We start from the raw sequence: 19,532 nt of genomic DNA on the forward strand, positions 1-19,532 counted from the left end.
CGGCCGAGTCATCCGCGGCGCCGGCCGAGTCATCCGCGGCGCCGGCCGAGTCAGCTGCGGCGTCATCGCCAGAGACGTCCGTGCCCCGCGCGCCCGAAACGCCCCGCGGCGGGCCGGGCCCGTGGCGGCGTCTGGCCTTCCGGACCCGCTTGTGGGCCAAACGCGCGAGGATCGTTGGCGTCCGGGTCGCGCGGCTGGTCCGCACGGGGATGCAGCGCCTGTGGCCCGGCATCCTGTACCTGCTCCGGGCTGTACAGCGGAAGTGGCGGCGTTCGCTGCAGTTCCGGACGGTCCTGACCACGCTGATGCTGGCCATGGGCTCGTTCGCGGTGGTGGGCGCCTACCTGTCCAACCAGATCGCCAACAACCTGTTCCAGGAGCGGCTCGCCCAGGCCGAATCGGAGACGCGGTACAACGTCAAGCAGGTCCAGGACACGTTCGACGGTGCCCAGGTCACCGACCAGTCCAGCGTCATCACCCTGGTCTATGACACCCTGAACGCGGTCGAAGGCCGCGGATCCGTGATCCAGCGGCGCTACGTCTTCGAGGCCATGCCGGAGCAGACCAAGCCGCGCAACCGTTGGGTTGAATCCCGGGCCTCGGACCAACTCACCATCGGCGTCATCCCCCCGGACCTGCGCAAGGCTGTGCAGGAGTCGGGCAAGGACCAGTACTGGGCGTCCACCCAGTTCCCGGTAGGGACCGAAGACCGGCCCGGCATCGCCGTCGGCAACAAGGTGACCTTCAACGGCACCGTCTATGAGCTCTACCTCATCTACGACCTCAACACGGCGCAGAAGACCCTCGACGAGATCCAGAATGTCCTGCTGGCCGGCGGCGCGCTGCTGGTGCTCATGATCGGCGGCGTCGCCTGGTATGTGACCCGCAACGTGGTCAGCCCGGTCAGCCATGCCGCCGTCGTCTCCGAGAAGCTCGCCGCCGGCCAGCTGCAGGAGCGCATGGTGGTCAAAGGCGAGGACGAGGTTGCCCGCCTGGGCGCCTCGTTCAACCACATGGCCGCAAGCCTCCAGGAACAAATCACCCAGCTGGCCACGCTGTCCCAGATGCAGCAGCGGTTCGTCTCCGATGTCTCCCACGAGCTCCGCACCCCGCTCACCACGGTGCGCATGGCCGCCGAAGTCCTTTATGACGCCCGCGAGGACTTCGACCCCATCAACAAGCGCTCCGCGGAGCTGCTCTACAACCAGGTGGAACGCTTCCAGTCGCTCCTGGCGGACCTGCTGGAAATCTCCCGCTTTGACGCCGGTGCCGCCACCCTGGACGCCGAGCCCACCGACATCGTCCAGCTTGTCGCGCATGTCATCGAGGGGGTGGCGCCCGTCGCGGCCGAATACGGGTCCGCCGTCACCCTCAACGCCCCGGCCGGCAGCGTCATTGTCGACATGGACGACCGCAGGATCGACCGGATCCTGCGCAACCTGATCCTGAACGCCCTCGAACACGGCGAGGGCCGGCCGGTCAACGTTTCCGTGGCCGCCGGCGGCACCGCCGTGGCCGTGGCCGTCCGGGATCACGGAATCGGTATGACCCCGGCTGAGGCGGCGCGCGTCTTCGACCGCTTCTGGCGCGCCGATCCGGCCCGGGCCCGCACCACGGGCGGCAGCGGGCTGGGACTGTCCATTGCCGCCGAGGACACCAAGCTCCACGACGGCTGGCTGCAGGCCTGGGGGAGCAAGGGACAAGGGTCGAACTTCCGCCTGACCCTTCCCCTGCGCCGCGACGAGCCGATCACCAGGTCCCCGCTCCAGCTCGAACCGGTCAACGTCGGGCTCCCCGAGGCAGGCCGCCAGCGCACCGTGGTGTTGCTGGACCCGCTCCGGACCGCGGGCCGCGGGACCGGTGTTGAGGGTTCCGCAGACGGATTCGATGACGACTTTTCTGACGACGGCGGCAGCGGTGCCGCCGGCGGGGCTATCCCGGACGGCGGCTCGGCCGGCCCCCGGGGGACCGGGACGGAGGGCAGGGCATGAGTGGGGTTTCGGGCCGGTTTACCCGCGTGGGGGCTGCGCTGCTGGCGCTCATCCTGCTTCTGTTGACCTCGTGCGCCCAGATTCCGCGCTCGGGGCCGGTGGGCAAGAGCACGGACGAGAGTGCGGGAAACCCTAACGCCCCGGTCTTCTTTCCGGCCGCGCCGCGTCCCGGCGCCGGACCCGAAGCGGTGATCGAAGACTTCTACCTCGCCGGCAGCGGCTACGAGGACGACTACGCCGTGGCCCGGCAGTACCTTACCCAGGGTTCGTCGGTGACGTGGAAGCCGGACCAGCGGGCGCTCGTGTTCCGCAAGGCCACTGTGGTGGCCACCGGCGTCGAAAATGTCTTCAACTACCAGCTCGACCTCGCCTATTCGGTGGACGCCGACGGCGTGGCCACGCAGCTTCCCGAGGGCACCACCGAAAACATACCCGTCACCGTGACCCAGGTGGACGGCGAGTGGCGAATCTCCGATCTTCCGGACGGCACGGCCATTCCGGAAGAAACGTTCAAGGTCATTTACGGCGCGTTCCCGATCTACTTCTACGACCCCACGTTCACCTACGCGGTGCCCGACGTCCGGTGGTTCATCCGCAAGAAGACCGTCAAAGCCATGACGAGCGCGCTCCTGGGCGGACCCGCCCCCTACCTCAAGGGCGCCGTCGTCAGCGCGTTCCCTTCAGGCATCAAGCTGGCCCGCGAATCAGTGCCCGTGGTATCCGGCGCCGCGCAGGTGGATCTCACCGCCAAGGACCTGGTCGAGGCCTCCAACGAGGACCGGCTGCGGATGCAGACACAGCTTGCCCTGACGTTCCGCAGCCAGCCGGATGTGATCAACGTGGAGCTCCGGGCCAACCAGGACCTGGTGCGCGTCGAGGACAACGGCACGGTCCTGCCTCCGGTCCAGGACGAAAGCGTCCCCGCTTACCAGATCGCCGTCAGCAACAATGACCTGGTCCGGTACGAAAACAACAGGATTTCACCGCTCCCGGACGTCCGGTCCGTCGCAGCCCTCTCACCCCGGTCGCCTGCGGAGTCCACCGAGTCGCAGGCGGCAGCGTTCCTCAACGCCGCCCGCACCACGCTGTACTCGATCGTTCCGGGCCAGCCCGCCAGGGCGCTGACCACGCGGGCCGCGCTGTCCCGGCCTTCGTTCGGCCGCTATGACTGGGTCTGGACCGCCGGGCCGGGTGCCGGCGGCGCCACCGAGGTGGTGGCCTACCGGCCGGTCGGTGTGGCGGAGACCGCCAGCGTACCCACCGTGACCCTGTCGCCGGGATGGCTCTCGGGCCGGACGGTGAAGGAGTTCCGGAGTTCCCGGGACGGCACGCGGGCCCTCGTCATTTCGCAGCAGAACGGCAAGAGCAAGGTCCAGATCACCGGGATCATCCGGAACGCGGACGGCACCCCGAGGGACCTCACCGTGCCCCTGACCCTCCTGACTCCCAGCGATCCGGACCAAGGGGTCTGGGTGGATGACACCACCGTCGCGGTCATGAAGGCCTCCGCCAGCGATGCCGTCACCCCCGAGCTGTTGTCGCTGACCTCGGCGCAGCCGCAGCAGCTGGCGCCGTGGCCCGGGCTGACGGCCCTCAGCGCAGGCAACGGACCGGCCGAGATCTACGGCCAATCGGCCGAAGGGATCTTCCAGCGGCTGGGCAACGGCTGGTCACCGCAGCTCAAGGGCCCCATCGACCCCTCGTTCCCCGGCTGACCGGCGCTCCCTCGGACGACGACAGCGGTGCCGCCGTCACCCGGATCCGGTGAAGGTTCCGCGAAAGGTTCCGGCCAGGGAGTTGTCCACATAGCGGCCCGCCGGGCTACTACCTGGGGCGCACCCGGTCCAGGATCGGAGGATGGGCAGCCACACCACCCGGGTCCCGGCAGCAGACCCTGACCTTGCCCCGGCCACGGCCAGGGCGGCGCGACACCGCGGGAGCTACGCGCGGCCGCTGGCGAGGCTGGGCGACCGGACAGCCGAAGCGGCGGCTGAGGTGCTCGCCCTGGCCATTCCAGTGGACTGCGTCTGCTGCGGGGCGGAGGACTCGGCACTCTGCGGCGCGTGCTCCCGTAAGCTGCGCCTGTTGACGCTCAGGCCGTTCCGGGCAGAGGCCCAGGCTCCGGCCCTGATTGACATGGTCGGCTCCGTGCTGCTGCCCGTGGTGGCGGCCGGGGCATACCGGGCCGAGCTGGCGCAGTGCCTGCTGTCCTTCAAAAGCCATGGGCAGGCCCGGCTGGGCGCCGAACTGGCCCGGGGCCTGGCGCGCGCCCTCCACGCCTCGTCCGGGCCCGGGCAGGGACTCGTCCTCGTCCCCGTACCCACGAGCGCCGCCGCTTACCGCAGGCGGGGCTTCAGCCCCGTCCATATCCTGCTCCGTCGGCTCGTCCGCGGCGATGAAATCCCAGGGTTCACCGTCGCGGACGCGCTGAGGAAATCCGTGCCGCCCGCGCGGAACACGAAACCCCCGGCTTTGCCCGTGTGGGGCCGGTTGCGGGACGGCCCCACAGGGGCCGGCTCCCTGTCCGGCGGACAGAAGGGGCTGGGCCGGGGTGAGCGCGCCCGGCGCGTGCGCGGATCCATGCGGGCCAGGTCCGGTCCGTGGCCTGCGCGGGTCGAAGGACGTGCCTGCATCATCGTCGATGACGTGCTGACCACCGGCGCCACCCTGGCGGAGGCGGCCCGTGCGCTCCGGGCCGCGGGGGCCATTGTCAGCGGCGCCGTTGTGCTGGCCGCGACACGCCCGCCGGCCGCCACCGATGTCCGCGCCGCCATCCCCGCGGCGGCGCGGATGATCGGTGGGAGCTAAAAAAATAAACCGTAAAAGGATGAATAACAGGTGTCTATGAACTAACGTCGAAGATGGGTACCAAGAACAGATGTACCTGTCGATAGCGGCTCGGAAAGGGGCTCGACTGTCAGTCAGATCGGCCCCCGGGAAGTACCGCCGTCGTGTCACCGAAGTCATTTGGAGGGCACCATGGAGTTCATGATCAGCGGACGCAACTTGACGGTCTCAGACCGGTTCCGCGAATATGCCGACGACAAGATCTCAAAGATCGCGTCGTTGGGAGACAAGGTCCAGAGGGTAGACGCGAAGGTCACCAAAGAGACCAAAGCCCGCCAGACCGCCGAATCGCTCACGGTTGAGTTGACAGTCCTGGGACGCGGCCCAGTAATCCGCGCTGAAGCGAGTGCCGCCGACAAGTTCGCCGCGTTCGATCTCGCTTACAACAAGCTTCTTGAACGCCTGCGCAGGGCCAGGGACCGCAGAAAGGTCCACCACGGCCGGCATACCCCGAAGTCCGTCACCGAGGCGACGGCAGCCCTGGAGCCGGCCAGCCCCAGCGAACCCCTCTATGTGGAGGCGGCGCAGCAGCAGGAGACCCAGGCGACGGCGGCAGAGAAGTCGCCGTATGAGGTCGAGAACGATATTCCGGCCGGCGACTCGCCTGTACTGATCCGCCGGAAGGTGTTCGCCGCGTCCCAGCTCACCCTCGATGACGCCGTCGACAACATGGAACTTGTGGGTCACGACTTCTATCTTTTCGTGGACAAGGAGACCAAGGCGCCGTCGGTCGTCTACCGCCGTGACGGCTGGACCTACGGGGTCATCTCCCTGGACCAGACGTGCGAGCCCGGACATTCGAGTCTGGAAGACAAAATCCTGGCCTACCGTTCAGAGGATGAGCCCGCCAGCGCATAAGCTGGTGCAGACTTTTCCGACGAAGGGACTAACGTGCAAGCATCGCTGAGCCTGGCACAGGCACGGCGGATCGCGTTGGCAGCCCAGGGACTGGAGAAGGAACGGCCCACCGGACCCGTGAGTGCACGGGCGGTGGGCCGCACCTTTGCCCGGCTGCACCTGGTTCAGATCGACTCCGTCAATGTGGTGTCCCGCAGCCACTTCCTGCCCTTCTTCTCCCGGCTCGGCAACTACGACCGCACCATCCTGGCGCGCATGGCGGGGACCCACCCGCGCCGGATGATGGAGTACTGGGCCCACGAAGCCTGCTTCATCCGCCCGGACCACTTCCACGATCTCGTGCAGTGGCAGAGCCGCAAATGGGTGGGCGCGCACGCGATGGACCCCGAACTGCGCAACGGGGTGGCGGCCAAGGTCCTGGACACCCTGGCCGTCGGGAAGCCGCTGACCGCCGCCGAACTGACAGCCCGGCTCGGCCATGTGGAAGACCAGCAGCGGGACAACTGGGGCTGGAACTGGAACGCCGTCAAAAGGGTGCTGGAACATCTCTTCGAAGAGGGCCTTGTCTCCGCATCCTCGCGGACCGACTCCTTCGAACGGCGCTACACCCTCACCGCCCGGGTGCTCCCCGGACCGGGCAAGGATGCGGCGGCCCCCGAACCGGATGCGGCCGCGGCCATGGACCGGCTGATCGACGCCGCGGCCCAGGCCCACGGTATCGGGACGGTGCGATGCTTCGCCGACTATTTCCGGACACCGCAGAAGGACGCCGCCGTCGCCGTCCGGAACCTCGTGGACAGCGGCCGGCTGCAGCCGGTCACGGTATCCGGCTGGGACCGGCCCCTGTACCGCCACGTGGAGGCGAAACTGCCGCGCTCGGCCACCGGACGGGCGCTCCTGAGCCCCTTCGACTCCCTCGTGTTCGAACGCCGGAGGCTCGAGGAGCTCTTCGGGTTCCACTACCGGATCGAGATCTACACACCCGAGCCGAAGCGGAAGTACGGCTACTACGTCCTGCCGTTCCTGCTCCGCGACGAGATCGTCGCACGGGTCGACCTCAAAGCGGACCGGGCCGGTGGGCGGCTCCTGGCCAGGGCCGCCCATGCCGAACCCGGCGCGCCGGAGGACACCGCCGTCGAACTCGCCGCGGAACTGCAGCTCATGGCAGAGTGGCTGGGACTGGACGACGTAGTTGTCTCGCCAATGGGGAACCTTGCGCCGGCGCTCGCCGAAGCCGTGGCTGCCCGGTAAACCGCACTATCCGCTGTGAGGGAACAGGCGCCACCGGCCTTGCGTCTCTCCCGTAGACTAAACACGCCAGAATTCGGCAGCTTGAGACTGGGAGCAACTTCACGTGGCATCACTTATCGAAAAACTTCTCCGCACGGGTGACAAAAAAACCCTGCGGCAACTGCGGAACTATGCCGATTCCATCAATGCCCTGGAAAGCTCCTTCCAGACCTTCACGGACGCCGAGCTCCGTGAAGAAACTGACCGGCTGCGCGAACGCCACCAGGCCGGCGAGAAGCTCGACGATCTGCTGCCCGAAGCGTTCGCGGCCGTGCGCGAGGCCTCGTCCCGTACCCTCGGCATGCGCCACTTCGATGTCCAGCTCATGGGCGGCGCCGCCCTGCACCTGGGCAACATCGCGGAAATGAAGACCGGTGAAGGTAAGACCCTGGTGGCCACCGCTCCGGCCTACCTCAACGCCCTCACCGGCAAGGGCGTCCACGTCGTCACCGTGAACGACTACCTCGCCGAATACCAGTCAGACCTCATGGGCCGCGTCTACCGCTTCCTCGGCCTCACCAGCGGCTGCATCCTCTCCAACCAGGACCCTGCGCTGCGCCGCGAACAGTACGCCGCGGACATCACGTACGGAACGAACAACGAATTCGGCTTCGACTACCTGCGCGACAACATGGCGTGGGACAGCTCGGAACTCGTCCAGCGCGGCCACCATTTCGCCATCGTCGACGAAGTGGACTCGATCCTCATCGACGAGGCCCGCACCCCGCTCATCATCTCCGGTCCGGCCCAGGGGGACACCAACCGCTGGTACAGCGAATTCGCCAAGGTGGTCACACGCCTGCAGGCCGAGACCGACTACGAGGTCGATGAGAAGAAGCGCACCGTCGGTGTCCTCGAGGCCGGCATTGAAAAGGTCGAGGACTACCTCGGCATCCACAACCTCTACGAGTCCGCCAACACGCCACTGATCGGCTTCCTGAACAACGCCATCAAGGCCAAGGAGCTGTTCAAGCGCGACAAGGACTACGTCATCCTCGACGGCGAGGTGCTGATCGTCGATGAGCACACCGGCCGTATTCTCGCCGGCCGCCGCTACAACGAAGGCATGCACCAGGCCATCGAAGCCAAGGAAGGCGTCGAGATCAAGGCCGAGAACCAGACGCTCGCCACCGTGACGCTGCAGAACTACTTCCGCATGTACGACAAGCTCGCGGGCATGACCGGCACGGCCGAGACCGAGGCCGCCGAGTTCATGAGCACCTACAAGCTCGGCGTCGTCGCCATCCCGACCAACCGCGACATGACACGGATCGACCAGGCCGACCTCGTCTACAAGAACGAGACCGTCAAATTCGACGCAGTAGTCAAGGACATCGCCGAACGCCACGAAAACGGCCAGCCTGTCCTCGTCGGCACCACCAGCGTCGAGAAGAGCGAATACCTCTCCCGGCTGCTCGCTAAGGAAGGCGTCCGGCACGAGGTCTTGAACGCCAAGAACCATGCCCGTGAAGCGTCCATCGTGGCCCAGGCCGGCCGCAAGGCCGCCGTCACGGTCGCGACCAACATGGCGGGCCGCGGTACCGACATCATGCTCGGCGGCAACGCGGAATTCACCGCCGTCGCCGAAATGGCCAAGCGCGGCCTGGACCCGGAGGAGAACTCCGAGGAATACGAGGCCGCGTGGCCCGAGGTGTTCGAATCCGCCAAGCAGTCCGTCAAGGACGAACACGAGGAAGTCCTGAACCTGGGCGGACTCTACGTCCTCGGCACCGAACGGCACGAGTCCCGCCGCATCGACAACCAGCTCCGCGGCCGTTCCGGACGCCAGGGCGACCCCGGCGAGTCCCGGTTCTACCTCTCGCTGACCGATGACCTGATGCGCCTGTTCAACTCCGGCGCGGCCGAGCGGCTCATGAACAGCTCGGTGCCCGACGACGTCGCACTCGAATCCAAGCTCGTCTCGCGCGCCATCGCCTCGGCCCAGGGCCAAGTGGAAGGCCGCAACGCCGAACAGCGCAAGAACGTGCTGAAGTACGACGACGTCCTGAACCGCCAGCGCGAGGCGATCTACGGTGACCGGCGCCGCATCCTCGAAGGCGATGACCTTCACGAGAAGGTCCAGTACTTCCTGGAAGACACCATCAACGCCTTCATCGACGAAGCCACAGCCGAGGGCACCGGCGATGACTGGGACTTCAACCTCCTCTGGTCCAACCTCAAGACCCTGTACCCCGTGAGCTTCACCCCGCGCGACGTCATTGACGAGGCCGGCGGCAAGTCCCGGATCACGACCGAGTTCCTCCGGGAAGAGATCCTTTCCGATGCCCGTCTGGTCTACCAGGCCAGGGAGCAGGCGATTGGCTCCGAGAGCATGCGCGAACTCGAGCGCCGGGTGGTCCTTTCCGTCATCGGGCGCAAGTGGCAGGAACACCTCTACGAGATGGACTACCTCAAGGAGGGCATCGGGCTGCGCGCCATGGCCCAGCGTGACCCCCTGGTGGAGTACCAGCGTGAGGGCTTCATCATGTTCCAGGCCATGATGGAGGCCATCCGCGAGGAGAGCGTCGGCTTCCTGTTCAACCTCGACGTCGAAGTGACGCCGGCCGAGGACGTTGTGGTGGCGGACGCCGAGGGCCAGCACACCGAACACCACGAACCGCAGATCCATGCTGCCGGGCTCGAAGCCCCGGAGAAACCCGCGCAGCTGCAGTACACCGCCCCTGGCGAGGACGGTGCCGCCCAGACCCGGATCGAGGCGAAGGTCTCCGGACGTTCGGGAAACCCGGCCAAGGCCGCGGCGCAGGACATCGGCCGCCGCGCTGCGAAGAAGAAGCGGCGCTAGGCACGAAGCCAACACGGGAGGACCGGAGCATTTGCTCCGGTCCTCCCGTGTTTGCGCCTCCTTTCCCTTACATGCCGGGCATTCCCTTGCAGACCGGGCCTGGTTCCGCAGGTTCCTGCCTTCGGCCGGCTACTGGCTTCTGCCGGTTCTCTGCCTCTCTTTTCTCTATTGCCGGCTTTCTGCTCGTTTTCTGCGGACTCCCTGCTTGTTTTGTGCGGACTCTCTGCCTGTTTTGTGCGGACTCTCTGCCTCCGGCCGTGCCGTTCAGCCGATCTCCAGCACGGTGACGCGCCAGGCCGCCGTGCTGCGCTCCAGCCGCAGCGCGACCGCGCGAACCCGTGATTCCTCGACCACCACCGCGCTGGCCTCGTAGACGTCATCCGACACGCGGCAGGCCCGGACGGACCTGACGGACGGGTTGCGGTGCAGCCTGCCTGCCGTTGGCGAGCTGCCGGAGGCAACCCGGCGGGTCAATGCGGCTCGGTGCTGCAGGGCCGCCAGGCAGCGCGGGTCCAGGCGCCGGGAGAGCTGCTGTGCGGGCCGCGTCCCGGCCAGCACTTCGATCGCCGCCTGCACGGTGCTCCGGGAAATCGCACAAATCTCGCGGGCCTCGTCAACTACGCGCAACGGCGGCGGGGCCGCAGTGGCGTGGTTGGCCGGTGGTGTTGCCGTGCCGGACACAACCCGGAGGGCGGGGGCGTGCGGGACGGGCGTCGCCGCGGCTGAGCGGATCCCGGTGACTGCGTTCATGACGGTTCCTTTGCTGATGGCTGGTGCGGGTGGCTGGCGGCTGATGCGGGTGGCTGGTGGCTGATGCGGGTGGCTGGAACCGGGCGAATCTTCCGACCGGCTTGTCCTGTGGCCTTCGGTGGGCCGGGGTGGGGCCGGAGTTGCGGCCCGGCGTGTGGTGCGGCGGCCCCTAGCGCGGCGGCGGGAGGACCAGGACCTGTCCGGGCCGCAGGAAGTGCGGGTCGGCTCCGATAGCGTCGCGGTTGCCCGCATAGAGCCGGGGCCACTCTCTGGCGATGTCGGCGTCGGAAGCCAACGGCCCCAGCGCCGCCGCGGCGATGCTCCACAGCGAATCGCCGGACCGGACCGTGACCTCCCTGCGGGCGCCGGGGAAGTCCTGTGTGCGCACATGGCGTGCGGCCAGGGGCCCGGCATCCACGATCGGGCTCAGCGGCTTCCACCGCGGATCCAGCGCGGAACCGGCTCCCGGCCCTTGTGGCTCAGGTGCCAAGGCCTCCCCGGGTGACGGAGTCCAGGATGCCGATACCGCTGCCGGACCGGGTCTTTCCGGTCCGGACCCGCCAGGCGCAGTGGCCGCGCTGGCCAGCGGCGCCGTCAGCAGCTGCAGTCCGACGGCGGCGAGCACCAGCCGCCGCATGAACGCCGGGCTGAACCGGGCCGTGGCGGCCGCCGCGCGGGTCCTGCCGAGGCGGTCCAGCAGTGCCGCCGCGACGGCGAAAGCGAGCGACATCACCCACCAGGTGATGACAATCAGCCCGGCCGTATTTGCCACGATCCCGAGCTGGTCCTCGAAGGACAGCGACTGCCGGTGTGCCGATCCGGACTGCCAGCGCTGAATCAGGAAACTTCCCGTAGCTGCGAGGAAGATCCCGAGCAGCAGGATGGCGGCGGCCATGGCGGCGTCGGCCCGAACTGTTTGTCTGGGCAGGGGGACGGGCAGGGGCCGGTCCCCGGGTTGAGGCGTCGCTGTCCGGTCCATGGGCTGTTCCTCCAGTCGAAATTAATATCGTTTGATGGTGTTTGATATCATTTGATAATTTTTAAGGCCTTTTAATGAAGTCTGATCCTGTTGAGCCCCGCTTGTCTAGACGCAGTCCGAGCCTGTGGATAGGGGAGGCCTCGGATTGACCAGTCCGGGAGGGCCGCCTACGCTGGCGCCATGCGGTGGGACGCCTTGTTTGAGGACATGGAGGCACAGCTGGCCGCGCGCCAGCGGCTGGAATTAGAGGCTGAAATAGCCGAGCGTGCACTCGTGGACTCTGCGGGAGTGCAGCTCGCGGACCGGCTCCGCGGGTCCCTCGGGCTCAGTATCCGCGTGCATTTGTCCTCGGGGCGGGCGTTCGAGGGAGTGCTGAGCCACGCGGGCAGCGAGGCCCTGGTCCTTGATGAGCCCCAACACCAGGTACTCATTCCCTACGCCGCGGCCGCGTACTATGGGGGTCTTTCGCGGGTGGCGGTCTCCGAACCGTCAATCGTCCGCCGGCGGCTAGGTTTGGGCAGCGCCCTTCGGGGACTCGCCAGGAACCGTGCACGGGTGACGATATTTGCCGGTCACGGGAGGGCAGATGCGGGGCTCCACGGCATCATTGACACGGTCGGCAGGGACTTCCTGGACCTGGCCGTGACACGGGACGGCGGGGAACGGCCTCCGGCGAACGCCCGGCAGGTGATTGCCATCCCCTTCGGCGCCCTCACGGGCATCAGGTCCGTAGGTGCCGCGGGCGGCTAGTCAGCCCGTCAGGTTCAGCTTCCGGCGGACTTCGCCTTGGCCTCTTCGATCATGCGGCTGGCCTCGGCATAGCGCTCCTGGATGTACTGCTCGAGCATCTTCTCCTCGACGCGCCACTGGCCGCGTCCGCCCACCTGGATTGCCTTCAGCTCGCCGCTGCGAACGAGCGCGTAGGCGGCCGGAGAGTTGATCTGGAGCTGCTCGGCAACGTCAGCGAGAGTCAGGAATCGGGGCATGAATCCATTTTGCCACCGTTGAGGCCTACTGGTGCCGTTATCCACAGTTTGTGCCTGTTTGGCCCCGGATCTTCCACCCGGGCGGCCCGGGCGCAACAATAGGGGTGCCCGGCATCCGGGAATGGACGGCGACGACAGGGGGAGCGGACGCATGAGTGGAAGCGCGGCAGCCGAAGGGGCCCGTTTGAAAAGGCCGTCCTGGAAAGACCCCCGGCTTCTCGTCGGAATCCTGCTGGTCCTGGCATCCGTGGTCGGCGTGGTCTCGCTGGTCGGTGCCGCGGACCAGACCACGGAAGCGTACGCAGCGCGGGAGCCGATCGCCGTCGGTGAGACGCTGACAACCGACAAGCTGCACCGGGTCAAGGTGCGGCTCGGCGAGGTGGAACAGCGCTACCTGACCCCGGAGTCCGGCCTGGATGCCGGACTTGTGGCCGTGCAGCGGATCGGCAAGGACCAGCTGCTGCCGCGTGAGAGTGTCGGGCAGCTCGACGGGCTGGACCGCAAGCCCGTGGCCGTCACCGTCGAGGAGACCCTTCCCGACCAGGCCGTGGCGGGCTCGCGCGTGGATGTCTGGGTGGCGTTGCCGGATACCCGCAACGGCTTCAGCGAGCCCTCCCTGCTCCTCTCCGGCGCCGAAATTGCCCAGATCACCCCGGGCAGCACAGCCTTGGGCTCCTCCCGTTCCACGGTGGTCATGGTGCTCGTCCCCGACGCCCAGATGCCCAAGTTGCTGGGGGCCCAGGCCAACAAAGCAAAGATCGCGGTCGTGTGGAACCCGGGCGGTACCTCGCGATGAGCATTCCCGTGGTGACTGTGGGGGACTCCCGCGATGACCTGGTCGGCGGACTGGAGCGGCTGCACGGGCCCGTGTCCGTTGTCCGGCGGTGCAGCGAGCTGGCGGAACTGCTGGCCGCCTGCCAGAGCGGGTTGGCCCGCGCCGCCGTCGTAGCGGCCGGCAGCGAAGAGCTGACGGCCTCGCTGGTGGACCGGCTGTCCGCCGTCGGCGTCGTCGTCATCGCCTTGACCGACAATCCGGAGGAAACTGTCCGCCTGCGGACCATTGGCGTGGCAGCGGAAGCCCGGGCCGTTGACGCCGCGGCCCTGGCGGCGCGGATTTCCGCAGCGGTGGCGCAGCTCAGTGGCACCGGAGCGGGGCCGGGGCCGGCCGCGGGGGACGGCGCCGCGTCCGTCGCCGCCGCAGGGCAGGTGCCGCGGTCTTCCGGGGCGCAAACCGTCACCGCAAGCCCAGGCGCGAAGGGCCGGATCATTGCGGTCTGGGGTCCGGCCGGGGCGCCGGGCCGGACCCTGGTGGCCGCCAACATCGCCGGGGAGCTGGCCGCGGAAGGCCATTCCGTGCTGCTGGTCGACGCCGACAGCTATGGTGCCAGCGTGGCCGCCCTCCTGGGTCTGCTTGACGAGGCCGCCGGGCTGGCCCAGGCCTGCCGGTTGGCAGACCAGGGCTTGCTTGACGCCGATGCCCTGCTCAGGATCGCCACGACCGTGCCGACCAAGGCCGGCGCGCTGCGGGTGCTCACCGGGATTACGCGGGCGGACCGCTGGACGGAACTGCGCGCCGCGGCCCTCACGCTGGTGCTGGAGCGGGCCCGGGAGATTGCGGATGTCACTGTGGTGGACACCGGCTTCTGCCTCGAAGCCGATGACGAGGTTGGCTTTGACAGTGGCGCGCCGCGCCGTAACGCCGCGACCCTGCGAAGCCTGGAGCTGGCCGACACGGTCTTTGCCGTCGGGGCGGCGGACTCCATCGGGGTGCCGAGGCTCGTCCGCGGCCTCGCCGAGCTTCAGGCGGCCGTCCCGCAGGCGGCGCCGCAAGTGGTCCTGAACAAGGTCAGGACCTCCGCCGTTGGGCGCTCGCCCGAGCGCCAGCTGCGGGCCGCCTGGGAGCGGTACGGCCCCTCGGCGCCGTTGTCGGCGTTCCTGCCCTCCGACCCCGCGGCGAGCGACGCCGCCCTTCTGTCCGGGGCACTTTTGCTCGAATCCGCCCCTGAATCCGAGTTGAGGCACGCGATCGCCATTTTGGTTTGTGCACCTGCCCAGCGAAATAAGAAATCCTTTGTCTTTTCTTCCACAGCACGACGCCGGGCAAAGGGTTAGGGTCAACGTAAGGGCCGCAAAGAGGCGGCTGTGAACTTCTTTTATGGAGGCGTTTCGATGTCGTCTGGGTCCAGCGTGGAGGATCAGCCCGTCTCGATCGGTAGCAGCGAAAGCTACCTCGGGGATTACTACGAGCACCTCGCGGAGGAGGATTTCCGGGCCTATCCCCAGGAAGTCCTGACGGCAAGGACCGAAACCCACCGCCAGATCGCGGCGACGCGGAAGCCGGGCATCGCAAACATCGCCCTTCGTGACGAGGCAGACTGCAGCGTCCTGTACATCGTCACCGACGATATGCCCTTCCTCGTGGACTCCGTCAACGCCGAACTGGTCCGGCAGAACGCGCCCATCCACCTCGTGCTGCACCCGCTTTTCGTGGTGACCCGCAACCGGGAGACCGGCAACCTCGTCAAGGTGGCCCGCGTCCCCTCCCACCTGGGCATCTCCAGCGGTGACACGGCGGCCATGCCGAACCTCTCCCACCTGATCGCCGAGGGCGACAACGCCTCGCACATGGAATCCTGGATCGCCGTCGAGATCGACCTCGTCGACGAGGAGAAGCGCGCGGAGCTGGTCAAGGGAATCTCCCGCGTGCTTGGCGACGTCCGCGCCGCCGTCGAAGACTGGCCGAAGATGCGCACGAAAGCCCTTGAAATTTCCGCGGATCTGGACCGGGTGGCCAACCGGGCGCAGATTGCCGAGCTGCGCCAGGCCCAGGACCTGCTCCGCTGGCTCGATGACGGGAACTTCACCTTCCTCGGCTACCGCGAATACGACCTCGTGAACGAATCCGGCGAGGATGTCCTGGAACTGCGCGAGGAAAGCGGCCTCGGCCTGCTCCGCGCCGGCGCGGACACCCGCCAGGTCCAGCACCTCACCGAGGCCGGCCGGAAGAAGGCCCGCGAGAAGCGCGCACTCGTGATCACCAAGGCGAACTCCCGCTCCACCGTGCACCGCCCGGCGTACCTGGACTACATCGGCGTTAAGAGCTTCGACGCCGCCGGCAACGTCAACGGCGAACGCCGCTTCATCGGCCTGTTCGCCACGACCGCCTACGCCGGTTCCGTCCGCGATATCCCTGTGGTCCGGGAGAAAGTCGCCGCTGTTCTCAGCGATGCCGGCTTCCCGCCGGACTCGCACTCGGGCAAGGATCTGCTGGGCATCCTTGAAACCTATCCGCGCGATGAGCTCTTCCAGATCGAAATCCCGGACCTCGCCGCCATCGCCACCGGCATCCAGCGGCTGCAGGAACGCCGCCGGACGCGGCTCTTCCTCCGCCCCGACATCTACGGCCGCTTCATGTCCGCCGTCGTCTACCTGCCCCGCGACCGCTACACCACCAACGTCCGCCTGCGCATTGAGCAGGAACTGCGGGAGACCTTCAACGCCGTCTCCATCGACTACGAGGCGCGCATGACAGAGTCCGCTCTGGCCCGCCTCTTCTTCCGGATCCGGCTGCCCAAGGACGCCGACGTCAGCAACGTCAACAGCGACGAACTGGAGAAGCGCCTGGTCCGGGCCGCCCGTTCCTGGGGCGAAGGCATTTCCGAAGTTCTGCGCGCCCGGGGCGACGGCGCCAAGGAACTGGCAGCGGTCTGGGCCGAGGCGTTCCCGGCCGGGTACCGGGTGGACTACGAGATCGAAGACGCGCTGCAGGACATCGACCGCTTCGAAAAGTACGGTGCCGCGGCCGAACGGGCCGGCGAAGCCGTCAAGGAGCACCCCGGCGTCCACGTGTACCTTCCCGACGGGGCCGGAGCCACACTGGAAGAGGACGCCCGGGTCAAGCTCTACATGCTGGAGCCGAAGAGCCTGAGCCAGATCCTGCCGTACTTCCACAACCTCGGCCTCGAGGTCCTGGACGAACGCCCGTTCGAGATCGAGACCGCGGATCACCGGGACTTCTTCCTCTACGACCTCGGCCTCAAGTACCCCGCCGGCGTGGATCCCCAGGCCACCGGCCAGCTGCTGGGCGAGTTCTTCGGCGCCGCCATGATCGGCGCCGTGGAATCCGACAGCTTCGACCGGCTGGTACTGCGGGAGGGCATGCACTGGCGCCAGGTTGTCGTACTGCGCGCTTACGCCAAGTACATGCGGCAAATGGGCAACACCAACTCCTTCGGATTCCTGGCTGACACCCTGCTGGCGAACCCGGACGTCACCCGGGGACTCAGCGCCCTGTTCACCGCGCGGTTCGACCCGGCGCTCAGCGACTCCGACCGCGTGCTCAGGGAGGGAGAGGTCCTCGCCGGACTGGATGCAGCGATCGAGCAGGTCGCGACCCTCGACGCCGACCGCCTGCTGCGCACGTTCAAGAACCTGATCCAGGCCACGCTCCGCACGAACTACTTCCAGAACAAGCCCCACATGAGCTTCAAACTGGATCCGTCCCTGATCGAGGGCCTGCCCTTCCCGCGGCCGATGTTCGAGATCTGGGTCTACTCGCCCCGGGTCGAGGGCGTGCACCTGCGCTTCGGCAAGGTGGCCCGTGGCGGCCTGCGCTGGTCGGACCGGCGCGAGGACTTCCGCACTGAAATCCTGGGCCTGGTGAAGGCGCAGACCGTCAAGAACGCCGTCATTGTTCCGACGGGCGCCAAGGGCGGCTTCTACGCCAAGCAGCTCCCGGACCCCGCGGCAGACCGCAGCGCCTGGATGGCCGAAGGTGTTGAGAGCTACAAAACGTTCATCCGCGGACTCCTGGACATCACGGACAACCTGATCGTGACGCCCGAGGGCGAAACCGTCCGGCCCCCGGCCGACGTCGTGCGCCATGACGACGACGATTCCTACCTTGTGGTCGCGGCCGACAAGGGGACGGCGTCTTTCTCCGACATCGCCAACGGTCTGGCCGGCGAATACGGCTTCTGGCTCGGCGACGCCTTCGCCTCCGGCGGCTCCGTCGGCTACGACCACAAGGCCATGGGCATCACCGCCCGCGGCGCGTGGGAGTCGGTCAAGCGCCACTTCAGCGAACTGGACCTCGACACCCAGGCCGAGCCCTTCACCGTGGTGGGCGTCGGTGACATGTCCGGCGACGTGTTCGGCAACGGCATGCTGCTCTCCAAGCACATCCGCCTGCTGGCTGCCTTCGACCACCGGCACATCTTTCTCGACCCCACCCCTAACGAGGCAACGTCCTACGCGGAACGCCAGAGGCTCTTCGAACTGCCCCGGTCCTCCTGGGATGACTACGACAAATCGCTCATCAGCGAAGGCGGCGGCGTCTTTGCCCGGCAGGCCAAGTCGATCCCCGTGTCCGCGCAGATCCGGACCGCCCTCGGCCTCCCGGAGGGCACCACAGAACTCAGCCCGCCGGAGCTCCTGCGCGCCATCCTCCTCGCCCCGGCCGACCTGCTCTACAACGGCGGCATCGGCACCTACGTCAAGGCCAGCACCGAAACGAATGCCGAGGTCGGCGACAAGGCCAATGACTCCATCCGCGTTGACGGCCGCGAACTGCGGGTCAAGGTGGTTGGGGAAGGCGGAAACCTGGGGATGACCCAGCGCGGACGCATCGAGGCCGCGCTGCAGGGCGTCATCCTCAACACGGACGCGATCGACAACTCGGCCGGCGTCGACTGCTCGGACCACGAGGTCAACATCAAGATCTTCGTGGACCGGATGGTGGCGGCAGGCAAGCTTGAGTCCGCCGAGCGTGCGGACTTCCTGGCGTCGATGACCGACGAGGTCGGCCGGCTGGTGCTTGAGGACAACATCGACCAGAACATCCTGCTCCTCAACGACCGTATGCGTGTCTCCGAATGGAGCCCGAGCTACGAACGGCTCATGGACTGGCTGGAAAAGTCGGCGGACCTCAAGCGGGACCTCGAGGCCCTGCCCACCACGGACACCCTGCGCGAGCGCCTGGAACAGGGCCAGGGGCTGACGTCCCCGGAGCTGTCGGTCCTGGCCGCCTATGCCAAGATCGAACTTGCCACGGCTTTGCGCGACAGCGACCTCGCCGATGACCCGTGGTTCCGCATGACGCTGCGGGTCTACTTCCCGGAGCAGCTGCGGGAGAGGTTCGACGCCGAACTGGACACCCACCCGCTGCGCCGGGAGATCATCGCGACCGTGGTTGCCAACGACATGATCAACCTCGGCGGCATCACCTTCGCGTTCCGTGCCATCGAGGAAACCTCGGCCACGGAGGCCGCCGTCGCCAAGGCGTTCGTGGCCCTCCGCGAGGTCTACGAGCTCGACATCATGGTCAAGGAACTCAACGAACTGCCGGCGTCGTTCCCGACCGAACACTGGAGCACCGTCCACCTGGACATCCGGCGGCTGCTGGACCGCGCCGTCCGGTGGCTCCTCGGCCAGGGGTCGGCGTCCCGTCCGATCGCCGAGATCGTGGCCGAATTCAAACCGCTGATGGATCCCATGCGGGCCCGGCTGCTCGACTACCTCCGGGGTGACGACCGCGCCCGCGTGGCCGAATGGCTGGAGAAGGCGCGCAGCTGGGACCTTCCGGAAGACCTGGCACACCGCTGGGCGGAACTGTTCGAGAGCTTCGTGCTCCTGGACATCGCCAAGATCGTCCACGGCAGCAAGGAATCCGTGGCCGATATTGCCCACGTGTACTACACGGTCTTCAACCGCTTCCATGCAGATTCCCTGCTCGAACGCATCACCAAGCTGCCGAGGGAGGACCGCTGGCAGGCCCTGGCCCGCGCAGCCCTGCGCGATGACCTCTACTCCACCGTCTCGGACATGACGACGGCGGTGCTCGAGTGCACGCCGGCCGGGACTCCCGCCGAGGAGCGTCTTGCGGTCTGGGAGGGCCAGAACGCGGAGCAGCTGGGCCGGGCGAAGTCAATGTTTGATGAGGTCAATGCGCTCGAGGCCGATGACATGGCCTCACTGTCGGTAGCATTGAGGCTCTTGAGGTCAATCGTCCGACGCTAAGGGGCTGCCGT

General features: G+C 67.5%; 13 protein-coding genes. 10 read left to right on the forward strand and 3 right to left on the reverse strand.

Going from position 1 to position 19,532, the window contains the following annotated elements:
• Window positions 1-209: 209 nt before the first annotated feature.
• From mtrB to secA, 6 genes are all read left to right on the forward strand, one after another.
• On the forward strand, window positions 210-1,991 hold the full coding sequence (gene mtrB, locus Y706_RS23990) for an MtrAB system histidine kinase MtrB (RefSeq protein ID WP_043435210.1): 1,782 nt from the start codon (window positions 210-212) through the stop codon (window positions 1,989-1,991).
• On the forward strand, window positions 1,988-3,706 hold the full coding sequence (locus Y706_RS0106750; RefSeq protein WP_028276001.1) for an LpqB family beta-propeller domain-containing protein: 1,719 nt from the start codon (window positions 1,988-1,990) through the stop codon (window positions 3,704-3,706). The genes mtrB and Y706_RS0106750 overlap by 4 nt, the downstream gene beginning before the upstream one ends.
• A gap of 142 nt (window positions 3,707-3,848) precedes the next feature.
• Window positions 3,849-4,799: a ComF family protein gene (locus Y706_RS0106755; protein ID WP_028276002.1), complete on the forward strand. Its 951-nt coding sequence runs from the start codon at window positions 3,849-3,851 to the stop codon at window positions 4,797-4,799.
• A gap of 171 nt (window positions 4,800-4,970) precedes the next feature.
• Window positions 4,971-5,696, forward strand: a complete 726-nt coding sequence (gene raiA, locus Y706_RS0106760; RefSeq protein WP_028276003.1) for a ribosome hibernation-promoting factor, HPF/YfiA family — start codon at window positions 4,971-4,973, stop codon at window positions 5,694-5,696.
• Between the two features lie 33 nt (window positions 5,697-5,729).
• Window positions 5,730-6,947 carry a winged helix-turn-helix domain-containing protein gene (locus Y706_RS0106765; RefSeq protein ID WP_028276004.1) on the forward strand — a complete coding sequence of 406 codons (1,218 nt, stop codon included), beginning with the start codon at window positions 5,730-5,732 and terminating at the stop codon, window positions 6,945-6,947.
• Window positions 6,948-7,050: 103 nt separating this feature from the next.
• Window positions 7,051-9,789, forward strand: a complete 2,739-nt coding sequence (gene secA / locus Y706_RS0106770) for a preprotein translocase subunit SecA (protein ID WP_028276005.1) — start codon at window positions 7,051-7,053, stop codon at window positions 9,787-9,789.
• A gap of 264 nt (window positions 9,790-10,053) precedes the next feature.
• Here the strand turns inward: secA and Y706_RS0106775 are convergent, their stop codons facing one another.
• Window positions 10,054-10,539 (reverse strand): Rv3235 family protein, encoded by a 486-nt coding sequence (locus tag Y706_RS0106775; protein ID WP_028276006.1) that lies wholly within the window; start codon window positions 10,537-10,539, stop codon window positions 10,054-10,056.
• Between the two features lie 169 nt (window positions 10,540-10,708).
• On the reverse strand, window positions 10,709-11,518 hold the full coding sequence (locus Y706_RS0106780) for a LysM peptidoglycan-binding domain-containing protein (protein ID WP_043435187.1): 810 nt from the start codon (window positions 11,516-11,518) through the stop codon (window positions 10,709-10,711).
• Window positions 11,519-11,698: 180 nt separating this feature from the next.
• Between Y706_RS0106780 and Y706_RS0106785 the strand changes: the two genes are divergently transcribed.
• Complete coding sequence (locus tag Y706_RS0106785) at window positions 11,699-12,268, forward strand: hypothetical protein (RefSeq protein WP_028276008.1); 570 nt, start codon at window positions 11,699-11,701, stop codon at window positions 12,266-12,268.
• Between the two features lie 14 nt (window positions 12,269-12,282).
• On the opposite strand, the gene Y706_RS0106790 is transcribed toward Y706_RS0106785, so the two are convergent.
• Window positions 12,283-12,504, reverse strand: coding sequence for a helix-turn-helix domain-containing protein (locus Y706_RS0106790; RefSeq protein ID WP_018775212.1), 222 nt, complete (start codon window positions 12,502-12,504; stop codon window positions 12,283-12,285).
• A gap of 151 nt (window positions 12,505-12,655) precedes the next feature.
• Here Y706_RS0106790 and Y706_RS0106795 point away from each other — a divergent pair, with 151 nt between their 5' ends.
• From Y706_RS0106795 to Y706_RS0106805, 3 genes are read left to right on the forward strand one after another with little or no spacing between them, the layout of a single operon-like run.
• The gene (locus tag Y706_RS0106795) at window positions 12,656-13,300 is read left to right on the forward strand and encodes a CpaB family protein (protein ID WP_028276009.1); all 645 of its coding nucleotides are present in this window, start codon (window positions 12,656-12,658) and stop codon (window positions 13,298-13,300) included.
• A complete protein-coding gene (locus tag Y706_RS0106800) occupies window positions 13,297-14,616 on the forward strand; it encodes a CpaE/TadZ family protein (RefSeq protein ID WP_028276010.1) in 1,320 nt (439 codons plus the stop codon). The genes Y706_RS0106795 and Y706_RS0106800 overlap by 4 nt, the downstream gene beginning before the upstream one ends.
• Window positions 14,617-14,673: 57 nt before the next feature.
• A complete protein-coding gene (locus Y706_RS0106805; protein ID WP_028276011.1) occupies window positions 14,674-19,521 on the forward strand; it encodes an NAD-glutamate dehydrogenase in 4,848 nt (1,615 codons plus the stop codon).
• Window positions 19,522-19,532 lie beyond the last annotated feature (11 nt).

It is taken from the genome of Arthrobacter sp. I3 (assembly GCF_000520575.1).
In the GTDB taxonomy this organism is placed as follows: Bacteria; Actinomycetota; Actinomycetes; order Actinomycetales; family Micrococcaceae; genus Arthrobacter; species Arthrobacter humicola_A.

Coding starts and splice junctions, on each gene's coding strand:
- Y706_RS0106750 (WP_028276001.1), top strand. CDS start 1,988: ATGAGTGGGGTTTCGGGCCGGTTTACCCGCGTGGGGGCTGCGCTGCTG.
- raiA (WP_028276003.1), top strand. CDS start 4,971: ATGGAGTTCATGATCAGCGGACGCAACTTGACGGTCTCAGACCGGTTC.
- Y706_RS0106805 (WP_028276011.1), top strand. CDS start 14,674: ATGTCGTCTGGGTCCAGCGTGGAGGATCAGCCCGTCTCGATCGGTAGC.
- Y706_RS0106795 (WP_028276009.1), top strand. CDS start 12,656: ATGAGTGGAAGCGCGGCAGCCGAAGGGGCCCGTTTGAAAAGGCCGTCC.
- Y706_RS0106790 (WP_018775212.1), bottom strand. CDS start 12,504: ATGCCCCGATTCCTGACTCTCGCTGACGTTGCCGAGCAGCTCCAGATC.
- mtrB (WP_043435210.1), top strand. CDS start 210: ATGCAGCGCCTGTGGCCCGGCATCCTGTACCTGCTCCGGGCTGTACAG.
- Y706_RS0106800 (WP_028276010.1), top strand. CDS start 13,297: ATGAGCATTCCCGTGGTGACTGTGGGGGACTCCCGCGATGACCTGGTC.
- Y706_RS0106780 (WP_043435187.1), bottom strand. CDS start 11,518: ATGGACCGGACAGCGACGCCTCAACCCGGGGACCGGCCCCTGCCCGTC.
- Y706_RS0106775 (WP_028276006.1), bottom strand. CDS start 10,539: ATGAACGCAGTCACCGGGATCCGCTCAGCCGCGGCGACGCCCGTCCCG.
- Y706_RS0106755 (WP_028276002.1), top strand. CDS start 3,849: ATGGGCAGCCACACCACCCGGGTCCCGGCAGCAGACCCTGACCTTGCC.
- Y706_RS0106785 (WP_028276008.1), top strand. CDS start 11,699: ATGCGGTGGGACGCCTTGTTTGAGGACATGGAGGCACAGCTGGCCGCG.